This window comes from Lichenifustis flavocetrariae (assembly GCF_026130545.1).
Taxonomy (GTDB): Bacteria; Pseudomonadota; Alphaproteobacteria; order Rhizobiales; family Beijerinckiaceae; genus Lichenihabitans; species Lichenihabitans flavocetrariae.
Genome location: NZ_JAMOIM010000013.1, coordinates 107499 through 119567 on the forward strand (window position 1 = coordinate 107499; position 12069 = coordinate 119567).

Below are 12069 nucleotides of genomic sequence, written 5' to 3' on the forward strand. Positions count from 1 at the left end.
GGCTACGATATATCTTATGATCGATATATCGTTTTGCAAGAGTTGGCGGAGCCTGCTTGCTGCCGGAGCCAGATGGGGGACACCGCGCCTCATCCCGGTCGAGAAGGTTACATCCGGCGGAACATGTAGGTGGTCGCGTGTTTTGCCTGACCGTCCGGGTCCCACGCGTAGTCGGGAATGACACCCGCGACCTCGAAACCAAGTGACGCATAAAGCGGTTCGGCCACATCGCCGGTTCGCGTGTCGAGTGTGACGAGCGTCTTGCCGAGTTCTCCCGCGTGATCGAGAGCACGGTTCATCAGCGCTCGACCGAGCCCAAGCCTTCGGGCTCGCGGATGAACGATCATTTTCGCGATCTCGCAACGATGAGGCTGATTGGGCGGCATGGCCCGCAGAAGCTGGACGGTACCGAGCACATCGCCCTCGTGCTCCGCGCCGAAAAGGACTCGCCTCTCTGCGACGACTTCGGGCCGAACCTCCTTCGACCAAAACAGGGCCGCATCGTCATAGGACAATGGGGCCATGAAGCTGATCGCCGCTCCTGCGGCCACGCTGTCGGCAAGGATGCGGGACAGGGGTTCCAGCCATTGGTCGATCGCGGGCCCGTCGAATTCGGTGATCTGCACTTCCATGTGCGACGTCCTCAGGCCAGAGCGATGATGTACCTGGCGCCCTGGACACCCGTTTCGAAGCACGACGCGCCACGCAGTCGATACCGAAGGCAATCGCCTGGGCCGAGGTCATGGCGGACGCCATCGACGGTGAGAGAGAGCGCGCCGGACAAAAGCAGGAGGTGATGCTCGTGATCCGGGAAAGCCGGACGATCGTAGGCGATACGTTGATGGGGTTCTATCGTGCACTCGATCATTTCGAGCTTGAGCCGTCCGCTCGGCGGCGAGACTGACCGTCGGGAGAAGCCGTTCTCCTGGTCCGACCAGATGCTTTGGTCGGCATGGCGGACAAGCGGCTGAAAATCCGCTTCCAACGGCGCAAGCAGTTGTGAGAGCGGCAGCGCGAAAGCCGAAGCCAGGAGCCCCAGGGTTTCGGCTGTCGGGCTCACATCGCCGTTCTCGATCCGCGAGAGCGTCGCGCGGCTCACCCCGCTAATGCCGGCAAGGTCCTGCAACGTCAATCCACGGCTCGTGCGAAGCATCCTGAGGTGCTCGGCAAGGGCTCGGTTTCGATCCGGCGGCATTTTTCCCATTTATGGGAATAAATCCCATAATCAAACGCGACGCAAGCGCGTTTAAGGCCGCCTGATGGGAACACGGAAGGCAACGCGCGTCGAAAGCGATCCCGATCTCAGCGCGAGCGTGCGCCCCAAGAGACCTGCGACGCGCCGTTTCCGGCGCCATGGCAAGACAGCGCGTGCCGGAGAGTTGACGTCAGGAGCCGGCGTCTTCAGATCGTCCGGCTCGGGTTTAAGCCGCTTCCTGCAACCCCGTGGACAAAGCTTCAGGCGGCTTCGGTTCGGCCGGAGCTCCGAGCCATTCGGTATTGGGCGGGATCGACTCCCCCTTCATGACGAGCGTGAGCGGGCCGAGGCGCGCATTGTCGCCGACATGCGTGTCGTACAGCACGGTCGAACCCGCGCCGATCGTCACGCCATTGCCGATCGTGACGCGCCCGACCTTCATCACACGGTCCTCGTAGAGATGCGTCTGGAGAGCCGAGAGGGCGTTGATCGACACGAAATCGCCAACGGTCACGCAATCGAACTCCGTTATGTCGGTCATGTCCATGTAGACGCCCTTGCCGAATTTGGCGCCGAACAGCCGCAGGACCCACGGTAGGAACGGTGTCCCGCGCAGGTGGTCGAGCAGCACCTTGCCGGCGAGGCCCCAATACATCACGGCGACAGCCTCGGTCCGCATGGCCCAGAACGACCACATGGGTTGGGTGGTCGGCTCATAGCGGCCCATGGTCAGCCATTTCACCGCGATCACCACACCGGTCATCGCCAGTGAGATCGCCATGGCGATGACGACGAAGAGCCACAGCGCCGACCCATAGGCGCCGTCCAGCACCTTGGGGCCGATCACTTCGACCGACCATGTACCAAAGACGATGAACAGCATGGTCGGCAGCGAAATATGGACGGCCTCGAAGACGCCACGCATGTATTTCTTCCAGCGCGGCGGCTCGAACGTCCAGAGGGTCCCGCCGCCGTCGAAGCGCTGGCGCACCGGCAACTTGATCGGCGGCGTGCCGAACCACGTGTCGCCCGGACTCATCGCGGCATTCTGGGGCGGCTTCGACTTGATGCCGATGAGAGCGCCTTCAGGGATGTCCGCGCCGATCGGCACCACGGCATCGTTGCCGATGAAGACACGCGGACCTGTCCTGACGCGCTTCAACGTCATCCAGCCACGCCGGATCTCCTCGTCGCCCAGCACGACCTCGTCGGCGATGAAACATTTCTCGCCGATCTCGACCAGATCGTAACGACCCGACAGGTTGGTCGAGATTTCGGCATCCTTGCCGATCTTCGCCCCCATCAGCCGGTACCAGGCCCGCATGTAGATGGTGGCGAAGAGCGACGACAGCGTGTCGAGCGTGATCTCGGTCGCGAGCGACATGGCCCATTTGCGGAAATAGAACCAGGAATGGACCGAATAGACGCCCTCACGGACGCGGGGCAGCACCACCCAGCGCACCGCAGCGATCAGCGCCACCGTGATCAGGACGAGAACGAAGGAGGTCGGCCAGGCGAGAAGCGGCAGTGACGCCAGATAGGCCGTGCGATCGACATCCGGCACGGCGAGCCAGGCATCGAGCTGGTCGAAGACATAGAAGGCCGGGAAGATGGGCAGGAGCCCGAGTGGCGGGATCAACAGGAGGCACAGGACATAGAGGAAGCCCTGAAGGATGCGGATCGCGCGCGGTGCGTCGGCCTGGGCCGGCAAGCTGTCCCGATCGACCATGCCCACCTTGTGGCCGGGCGATCCATCCCACACCTCGCCCGCGCCCACCCGGGTGCCGGACTGAATGGCTACGAGATCGAGGAGTTCGGCCCCCTCGCCCACGACGCAGCCTTCTTCCAGCACGCAGGACGTGCCGATATAGGCGTCCGCCCCGACCGCAATGGGACCGACGATGAATTCATTGCCTTCAACGCGGGCGTTGTTGAACTTGACCTTCCCGCCAATGGCGGCACCGGCCCCGATCGAGAGGAGATCCGGCGCCCCGATATCGACATCGCCGATCACGGCGTCCGAGCCGATGTCGGCACCGAGTGCCCGCAGGAAGAGACGCATCGTCGGCGAGCCTTGCGCCCATTTGGGGTGCGTGAGCCCGATGAAGCGCTGCACCAGCCACCAACGGAAGAAATAGGCCCCCCAGAGAGGATAGCGGCCGGGCTTCATGCGGCCGATGATCAGCCATTTGGCGCCGATCGCCAGAGCCACGGTGGCGGCATTGATGACCACGTAGATCGCGATGAGCCAGACGGCTTCCTCCAGCAGCGTGGCGTCACTCCCTGAGAGCAGCATGTAGCTGATGAACACGCCGATCCATTGGAACGTCATCAGAGAAATGATCACAGGCAGCGCGATGGCCTGGGCCAGCCCGCACAGGAAGCGCCGCCGCAGGGGCGGTGGCTCGAAGGAAAGGTCGCGCTGCGGCACACTCGGCACGGTATTGCGGTGATCGAGATGCGCCGCGATGGCCCGCAGGGTGCGCAACCGGTACATGTCCTGCAGGGTCAGACCCGCCAGCTTCGGCGACTCGCGCACAACGGAGACGAAGCGCGCGGCCAGCAGCGAATGGCCGCCGAGGTCGGTGAAGAAATCAGCATCGAAGGGCACGGGCTGCGGCGGCAGCACTTTCTGCGCGGCGGCCAGTAGGGCCGCCTCTGTCGCGGTACGGGGCTCTTCCTGCGCTTCGGTCGAGACCTGCCGGGTGAGCGGCATGGCTTTCAGGGCCTTGCGGTCGGCCTTGCCGGACGACAGCCGTGGCAGATTCTCGACGATCTCGAACCTGGCCGGGATCATGTAGGGCGGCAGGTCTTGGCGCAGCGCATCGCGCAGCAGCTTCGGATCGAGCGGCAGTCCCGCAGGGTCTTTGGGCACCACGAAGGCGACGAGTTGGTCGATGCCATCATCGCTGCGGAGGACAACCGTTGCCTGTGCGACGACCTCCTGCGCCGACAGCTTCGCCTCGATCTCACCGAGCTCGACCCTGAAGCCGCGGATCTTCACCTGATCGTCGATCCGGCCCCGGAATGCGAGATTGCCCTGAGGGTCAAGCGCCACGGCGTCGCCCGAGCGGTAGAGCACGGGGTCATGTCCGTCGCCGCCGAACGGATTGGCGATGAATTTCTCGGCCGTCAGCGCATCGCGTTTCAGATAGCCACGCGCGATACCGGGACCTCCGATGAGGAGCTCGCCCTCGACGCCGGGCGGGCAGAGGTGCAACGCCTCGTCGGCGACGTAGCAGGTATAATTCGCAATCGGCCGGCCGATCGTCACCACTTCGCCGGGGCGCACCTCGGCGGCTGTCGCCACAACGGTGCTTTCCGTGGGTCCGTAGGTGTTGAAGATCGCCCGATCAGGGCGCCACCAGCGCAGGGCCAGGGAGGCTGGGCAGGCCTCTCCGCCGAGGATGATGAGCCTCAGGCTCGGCACGTCGCGGGTCAGCATGGCGAGCAGCGTCGGCACGGTGTCGAGCACCGTGATGCCTTCGGCATTCATGAGATCCGGCAGACGGTCGACCTCGCCCAGCATCTCGGCCGAGGCGACGAACAGGGTCGCGCCCACCAGATAGGGGATCCAGATCTCCTCCATGGAGAGGTCGAAGGCGACCGATGCGCCCTGAAAGACGAGATCCTCAGAGGAAATGTGGTAGAGCGTGTTCGCGGCGCGCAAGTAGTGGCAGATGTTGCGGCCGGTGATCACGATGCCCTTTGGCACGCCCGTCGAACCGGACGTGTAGATCATGTAGGCAGGATGATCTGGGGTGGCGCCAAGCGCGCGCGCATTGACCGGCGTCGCGTCGGCAGGGTCGACAAGATCAGCTGCGACGAGTGCCGGACACGGCAGATGGCCGCCGGCCTTGGCCGCGAAGCCGGCATTCGTCAGAATATAGCGGGCTTCGGCATCGCTGAGGCAAACCGCGATACGGTCGACCGGCGCGTCGGCATCGAACGGCAACCAGGCCGCACCGGTTTTCGCCACGGCGATCTGCCCGATCAGCAGCTCCGACCCGCGCGGCATCCACAGCCCGACGACGCTCCCGGGTCCAACGCCCCGCTTGATCAACCCACGCGCAACAGCGGTGGCCGCCTCATCGACCTGGCGATAGGTCAGCAGCACCTCACCGGATCGGATCGCACCTTTGTCGGCATGCGCCGCAACCGTCGCATCGAAGATTTCGGCCAGCAGTTCGTCGCGCAGGAGGTCGGGCCGCGATGGACCGATCAAAACCGCAGGAGCTTTGCCGACCGCCGAAATCGTCCCTGCCATCGGCGCCGGCGCAGCCGCTTGTCCCGGCTGGTCCGGCAAGGTCCCATCAAAATGCTCCATTTGCCCCCGCGATCCGCTTCGGCAAAAGCCAAAGCCCGCGCTTGTGTTGAGAATGCGGCGTTTCGCCGTGCTAGTCCCTAGGAACAAGCTGTGAAGTCGTCGTGATTCGTCAACCCACCCATCCATGAACACCATCGCCCGAAGAGGGGAATGACGCGTCGGCGCTGAATGGGCCCTGAACGCAAGATCGCGCGCCTTTGCGTCGATCACCTCATACTGGAAACGCGTGCTCCAGCTCGTCGAGGATCTCTTGTTCCCGGGCCGAAACCTTGCCGAAGCCCAGAATGCCTCCGGCCGCTTCGGCGACGCCGCGAGCCTTGCCGATGATCTCGGCCCGCAGGGCTTCAACCGCCGATGTGTCCATGTCCGCGCACAGAGAGGCGATGAAGCTTTTCCAACGCTCGAAGAGCTCGGGATCGGGCCGTTCGCGGAACCATGAGTCCAAGAGCGCGTGACTTGGACTTCCCTGCGAAATTCCTGCACTCTCGACGGCCTGCAGCAGGGCTGCTCGCTCGCGATCATGAAGCTCGCGGTCGGCCCAGGCGATCGCGACAAGCGGGACCAGAGCCATGGCGGCGGCGGTGTCACCATCCACATGCCGGGTCGTCAGCCCGTTAAGCGCATGAGGGTCGTGGATGCCGGACGCCACGGCCAAACCTCCGGAGGCATCTTGATGGACCATCTCACGCAGATTCAGCCGCAAACGTTCGTTCTCGTGGACGAAGAAGGCTTCCTCCATGCTGCGCCCGCGCACCCGAAGTTCGTCGTCACTCATTGTATTGCCCCACCTCTTCGGCCGCCTAGCGGCCTCTCAACACGCTGAGCCCAATGATCGATCTCATCGCCGGTTCCACCGGTGAGAGGCGCGGCTTGGATGACCGTTTCAGGTGAGTGTGTCGACTGTGTCTCGCGAAGTGCTGCTTGCCGAAATTTCATGAATGGACGACGCGCCAGTATTTCAGAACCACTGGAATCGCCCTCGGGCGAAACGAAGAACACGTCCTTGGAAAATCTCGATGTCCGGCGCCTCGGTGATGGGAACCCCTGCCAAAATATGCATCAGGGCCCGTGCGACACCGCCATGGGCAACAACCACGTCACCGGGCCGACGTTCCCCGAGCCAGGGCATCAGCCGATCGGCGAGGTCGGCGTAGCTCTCGCCGCCGGGCGGCACGAAAATCCATTTGGCCCGCTTGCGTTCCTTCACGAGCGCAGGCGCGACCGCCTTTGCCTCGCTCCACGTTAGTCCCTCCCACGCCCCGAATCCGATCTCCTTAAGACGATCATCGGTCTCATAGGCGGCAGGCGGCAGGCCGAGGGCCGACCGCAGTCGCTCCATCGTATCGCAGGTGCGCCGGAGCGGCGACGCGACAAACCGAAGGCCGGCAGGGTCAATCCCCTCCTTGTGCAGGAGCTTCTTCAGCTTGCGACCCGCCGCCGACGCCTGTTCCAAGCCGATGGGGTTCAGGGGAACATCCCGCTGCCCCTGCAACCGGCCCTGCCTGTTCCAATCAGTTTCGCCGTGGCGGATCAGGAAAAAATCGACAGGGGGCTCCACGCGTTTCCAGGGACCTGGCTCAGTCCTGACTCACGATGGAGATGTCAGGCGCTTCCGGGTTCTTCATGCCGACCACGTGATAGCCCGCATCCACGTGCAGGATCTCACCTGTGATTCCGCGCGCAGCCGGCGACAGCATGAAGACCGCGCTTTCGCCCACCTCTTCAATCGTGACGGTCCGGCGCAAAGGTGCATTCAGCTCGTTCCAACGCAGAATGTAGCGGAAATCGCCAATGCCGGAAGCCGCGAGTGTCTTGATCGGTCCCGCCGAAATCGCATTGACCCGGATCGCCTTGGAGCCAAGGTCAGCCGCCATGTAACGGACGCTCGCCTCAAGAGCCGCCTTGGCGACCCCCATCACATTGTAGTGCGGCATCCACTTCTCGGCGCCGTAATAGGTCAGGGTCAGCATGGCGCCGCCATCCGGCATCAGCAGCTCGGCACGCTGCGCCACGGCCGTGAAGGAGTAGCAGGAGATCAGCAGCGACTTCGTGAAATTGGCCTCGGACGTGTCGACGTAACGCCCCGTCAGCTCATCCTTGTCCGAAAACGCAATGCAATGGACCACGAAGTCGATCTTGCCCCAAAGGCGCTTAACTTCCGCAAAGACCGCGTCGAGGGATGTCGCATCGGTGACATCGCAATGCCCGACCACGGCCGCGTCAAGTTCCTTGGCGAGCGGCCGGACGCGCTTTTCCAGCGCGTCTCCCTGATAGGTGAAAGCGAGTTCGGCACCCGCCAGACGGGCGGCCTTGGCGATTCCCCAGGCGATCGAACGATTGTTCGCGACGCCCATGACGAGACCGCGCTTACCCTTGAGCAAGCCGCCGATCAGTGCGGGATCCGTCGCGTTGTCCACCTGGCCCATTGCCCGTTTGACCTTTTCCATGACCAGCCACGACGACGCAGCGGTCCCACCCGGTTTTCTATCGAGCCATCGGCGCGCTCGCGGCTCGCGACAGCCCCTCTGACCGGGTGTCTTAACTCAAGCCCGACGGCCAAGGAAGAGTCCCGAGCATCCGTATCCAGCGTCGTCGCGGCCCGAGCCTCACGGCACAAAAAATCCCGCCGCGAGCACCTTGTCACCGTAGGCGAACGCCTTTCGCTGACCTATGATGCTTAAGAAACCGTTACCGACACGGGGGAGGGGTCGGCGTCATGGAAACCATTCGCGACATCGGCTACCGCGACGAACTCGCTCGGTTCACACCGAACCTGCGCCGCTACGCTCGGGCGCTCGTGCGCAATCATAGCAGCGAGGCCGCTGACGAACTTGTGCAGACGACGCTCACCCGTGCGCTTGGCGGCGACCAGGCGCGGCGCGGCGCACGTCTCCTGGTGTGGCTCGTGTCCATCCTGACGGGGCTGCACCGTGAACAGGTCCGCGACATCGGCGCCGAACAGAAACTCGGCTTTGGCGGAGGCGAGTCCCCAACGGTCGGCAGTTCCTCCTCGTGGAAGTCCGCGCGCCGCGATCCTGCGCTGCTCAGCAGCATCCCTTTGGAATATCGCGAGGCCCTGCTGCTCGTCGTGCTCGAAAACATGAGCTATGCGCAGGTGGCTGAATGTCTCGGGTTGTCGGTCACCACGGTCGGCACCCGAGTGGCGCGGGCCCGCGACTACCTGGCGAAGGCGCAGGCCGGCTGGTCCAGCGACAAGCCGCTGTCTGCGACGCAGGGCAAGGCAGCGCGAACGCCAGCACCCTACCTTCGCGTCGTCAAGTGAAGGTTGCACCATGGTGATGCGTCCGTTCAGCGACGTCGATCTTCACGCTTTCGTCGACGATCAGGTCAATCCCGAACGGCGGGCCATGATCGCCAGTTACCTCAAGACCGCTCCCGACGAAGCCGCGCGTGTCGAGAGTTGGCGTCGCCAGAATGAAGCGATCCGGACGGTGTTCGGCAGTGCCGCCAGTGAGCCCGTGCCCCTTTGGCTGACGATCGGTCAGGTGGCCTCCGGCCGTGAGCGAGCCTCCACACGCCCGGACCACGCGTCCGACAGCAAATCAAGCGCGCTTCGCCAGCGCATATCGTCGCCGCATCGTCAGGACTGGAGCAAAGGTTGGACGGCGTGCGCCTGTGTGGTCCTGGCGTTTGGGACGGGTCTCGCGGTCCCCTACGCGGCGCCACAATGGGCGCATGCGGTCGAGCGCTTCCTGCCGGTCTCGCCCCGTGTCGAGCAGCTCCATCGATTATCGACTCGCACCGCTGAGGCGCAGACAACCTACGGGACTGACCCGGACCACCCGGTGGAAATCCTCGATGCGCCGGCAGGATCTTTGGCAACTTGGCTCAAGCGGCACGTCGGGTTTTCGGTGAGGGTCCCCGACCTGAAGCGTGCCGGATGGACATTGCGTGGCGGCCGCGTCGTCCCGGACGATGCGGGGCGCGCCGCACTGATGGTCTATGAAAATGCCGTTGGGGATCGGCTCAGCCTGCGGATCGGACGCATCAACAATCCGGCGCCCTTCGATACCTCCTACGAGGTGACGCCAGGTCCCACGCTGGTTTGGATGGATGGTCCGCTCGGCTTCGGCATCGCGTCGTCCAAAGAAGGAAGCTGGCTCGCCGATAACGCCCGCGATCTCTATCGAGCCGTCTACGACAGCCCGGAAAGCTGAAGACCGGGGCTTCGATCTCCGACGACCAAAGAGGCGCCCCGCCTCAGGTTTCCATGCCACCACGTGGGTTGTACGGCTTCTCGTCGCGCCACGTCCGCATCACGGCATCGAGAGCCTCATCCGATCCCTCCGGAAGAACGATCCTGGGGGTGATCAGCAGATCTCCGGCCGCCTGACCATTGCCGGCGGGCAATCCTTTGCCGCGAAGCCGTAAGGTACGCCCGCTTCTGCCGCCTGCTGGAAGGCTGAGTTCGATTGTCCCGTCGAGGGTGGGGACATTCACCTTCGCGCCGAGAACCGCCTCATAGAGCGCGACCGGAAGATCGACCCGCAAGTCTCTTCCATCGACGGCAAAGAGCTTGTGCTTCGCGATATGCACCACGATGAGCGCGTCGCCCGGTGGACCGCCCGCGACGGAGGGCTGCCCTTGCCCTTTGAGACGGATCTGCTTGCCCTCCTCGATCCCAGCCGGGATCTTGATGTCGAGCGTGCGTCCGGTCGGCAGCGTCACACGGGCCTCGGCTCCATGCACGGCATCGAGCAGCGACACCGTGACATCGGCTTTCACATCCTCGCCCTTGCTGGGCGCGCCCTGGGCGGCCCCGCGCTGGCCGCGCGCGCCGCCGCCGAACAGGTCCGAGAAGAAATCGCTGGGGTCGATCGTTCCCTGCTGGCCCCGGAAGCCGCCGCGCCCGAACGGATTGGCGCCAGCCTCGAATTCGAACCCGCCAGCGGCACCCCGACGCGCGCCCGTAAAGCCTTCGAAGCCCTGTGCCCGCGGCTTGCCGTCTCCGTCGATTTCCCCGCGATCGAACTGGCCGCGCTTCGTGTCGTCGCCGACGATCTCGTAGGCCTGATTGATCTCGGCGAAGCGGTCCTGCGCCTTGGCGTCCTTGTTCTGGTCCGGATGGTATTTTTTGGCGAGACGGCGAAATGCCTTCTTGATGTCCTCCGCGCTCGCGGATTTTGACACGCCCAGCGTGGTATAAGGATCGCGCATTCAAAGACCCAGCAATGGCGCGCCCTTGGCGGCGCCGTTCGTCGCTACCTCAAGTGGGTGCTTGTGTCGCGATCGGCAAGATTGTCGCTTTTCTTAGGCATCGCTTCGTTGCGCTGCGCCAGGGCCGCGATACGGCCGACGATCCATTCCCCGCTGTTCACGCGGCAAGCCGAGGCCTGGATCACATGTTCGGTCTCTCCCTTGAGCGCGAGATGCGCCGCAAACGGCCGACAGATCCCGTCATCCTTCGGATAGGGCTGCGCTAGGGGCAGGAACGACCCCTTCGCGCCCGATGTCGGATTGTCCCAGGCGACGCTCGCGCCATTGCCCTGTGGATCGAGCGCCGTATCGAGCGCCGACTTGGCGCGGCGCCAGTCTTCGGCATCCATTTCGGCCGAAAAGGGCGAAGGATGAGTCCGCTTGATGGTCCCGGTGGCAAGGTCATCGGTCGTGACGCCGACCATTGGCACCGCGAGGGAACAGCCCGGCAACAATCCGCCGCACAGCCCAAGAAGCATCATCCTGGTGACAAACCGATCCAATCGACGCACGTTCCCCCGATCGTCGTCGGACGCCTTTATTCCACCAACCTTGACGGCCCTGTCCTTCATCAATCTCTGCCAGACTGGGTCAACTCACATCATAAGAGAAATACCGTGAACCCGTTAACCAACAATGACTTCACCTTCAGCGATGATCCATGGGGCCTGGCCCGAAGCTGGATGAAGGAAGCCGAAGCGACCGAGCCGCGCGACCCGAACGCCATGGCGCTCGCCACCGCGGATCGCGATGGGCTGCCGGATGTCCGTATGGTGCTGCTCAAGGGTTTCGATGAGACCGGCTTCGTATTCTACACCAACAGCGAGAGCGCCAAGGGCACCCAGCTCGCCGACAATTCGCAGGCCGCGATCGTTCTTTACTGGAAGTCGCTGAACCGCCAGATCCGGGCTCGAGGCGCCGTATCGCCGGTCAGCGACGCGGAATCGGACGCCTATTTCGCGAGCCGCCATCCACGCAGCCGTGCCGGCGCGATCGCCAGCGCGCAATCGCGACCGTTGGAGAGCCGTGCCGCGCTCGAAACCCGTGTGGCGGAACTCGAAGCCCAATTTGGCGATGGGCCGATCCCGCGTCCCGCCCACTGGCGTGGCTACCGCATCACTCCCCGGACGCTTGAATTCTGGCAGGATCGCCCCTCCCGCCTGCACGACCGCGTCGTCTTCACCTTCGCGGAGGCCGGAAGCTGGACGCGACAACGCCTGAATCCCTAAACGCGCTTCGCGTTCCGGCCACCTCTGTCTAAGATGGGGCAAAGTGTGGCGGTCCGGTACGCCGTGTCCTCCTCACCGCCGCCTCTCCTCGCGAAGGTTCG

11 protein-coding genes are annotated in these 12069 nt (G+C 64.1%); 3 read left to right on the top strand and 8 right to left on the bottom strand.

Going from position 1 to position 12069, the window contains the following annotated elements; genetic code table 11:
• Window positions 1–107: 107 nt before the first annotated feature.
• From M8523_RS19100 to fabI, 6 genes are all read right to left on the bottom strand, one after another.
• The gene (locus M8523_RS19100; RefSeq protein WP_282586492.1) at window positions 108–632 is read right to left on the bottom strand and encodes a GNAT family N-acetyltransferase; all 525 of its coding nucleotides are present in this window, start codon (window positions 630–632) and stop codon (window positions 108–110) included.
• Between the two features lie 11 nt (window positions 633–643).
• Complete coding sequence (locus M8523_RS19105; RefSeq protein ID WP_345894267.1) at window positions 644–1204, bottom strand: helix-turn-helix domain-containing protein; 561 nt, start codon at window positions 1202–1204, stop codon at window positions 644–646.
• 217 nt (window positions 1205–1421) lie between these two features.
• Entirely contained in the window at window positions 1422–5522 is a 4101-nt protein-coding gene (locus M8523_RS19110) for a Pls/PosA family non-ribosomal peptide synthetase (protein ID WP_428350858.1), read from the bottom strand.
• 211 nt (window positions 5523–5733) lie between these two features.
• Window positions 5734–6297, bottom strand: coding sequence for a hypothetical protein (locus tag M8523_RS19115; RefSeq protein ID WP_282586493.1), 564 nt, complete (start codon window positions 6295–6297; stop codon window positions 5734–5736).
• Window positions 6298–6480: 183 nt separating this feature from the next.
• Window positions 6481–7080: a histidine phosphatase family protein gene (locus tag M8523_RS19120; protein ID WP_282586494.1), complete on the bottom strand. Its 600-nt coding sequence runs from the start codon at window positions 7078–7080 to the stop codon at window positions 6481–6483.
• Window positions 7081–7099: 19 nt separating this feature from the next.
• Window positions 7100–7948, bottom strand: coding sequence for an enoyl-ACP reductase FabI (gene fabI / locus M8523_RS19125; RefSeq protein ID WP_282586553.1), 849 nt, complete (start codon window positions 7946–7948; stop codon window positions 7100–7102).
• Between the two features lie 290 nt (window positions 7949–8238).
• On the opposite strand from fabI, the gene M8523_RS19130 reads away from it, so the two are divergent.
• Together M8523_RS19130 and M8523_RS19135 are read left to right on the top strand one after the other, a co-directional pair.
• The gene (locus tag M8523_RS19130) at window positions 8239–8805 is read left to right on the top strand and encodes an RNA polymerase sigma factor (protein WP_282586495.1); all 567 of its coding nucleotides are present in this window, start codon (window positions 8239–8241) and stop codon (window positions 8803–8805) included.
• Between the two features lie 10 nt (window positions 8806–8815).
• Entirely contained in the window at window positions 8816–9700 is an 885-nt protein-coding gene (locus tag M8523_RS19135; RefSeq protein WP_282586496.1) for an anti-sigma factor family protein, read from the top strand.
• Between the two features lie 43 nt (window positions 9701–9743).
• Here M8523_RS19135 and M8523_RS19140 read toward each other — a convergent pair whose 3' ends face one another.
• Window positions 9744–10700 (bottom strand): DnaJ C-terminal domain-containing protein, encoded by a 957-nt coding sequence (locus M8523_RS19140; protein WP_282586497.1) that lies wholly within the window; start codon window positions 10698–10700, stop codon window positions 9744–9746.
• A 44-nt stretch (window positions 10701–10744) separates the two neighbouring features.
• The gene (locus tag M8523_RS19145; RefSeq protein ID WP_282586498.1) at window positions 10745–11251 is read right to left on the bottom strand and encodes an RT0821/Lpp0805 family surface protein; all 507 of its coding nucleotides are present in this window, start codon (window positions 11249–11251) and stop codon (window positions 10745–10747) included.
• Window positions 11252–11356: 105 nt separating this feature from the next.
• Here M8523_RS19145 and pdxH point away from each other — a divergent pair, with 105 nt between their 5' ends.
• Complete coding sequence (pdxH, locus tag M8523_RS19150) at window positions 11357–11968, top strand: pyridoxamine 5'-phosphate oxidase (protein WP_282586499.1); 612 nt, start codon at window positions 11357–11359, stop codon at window positions 11966–11968.
• Window positions 11969–12069: the final 101 nt, after the last annotated feature.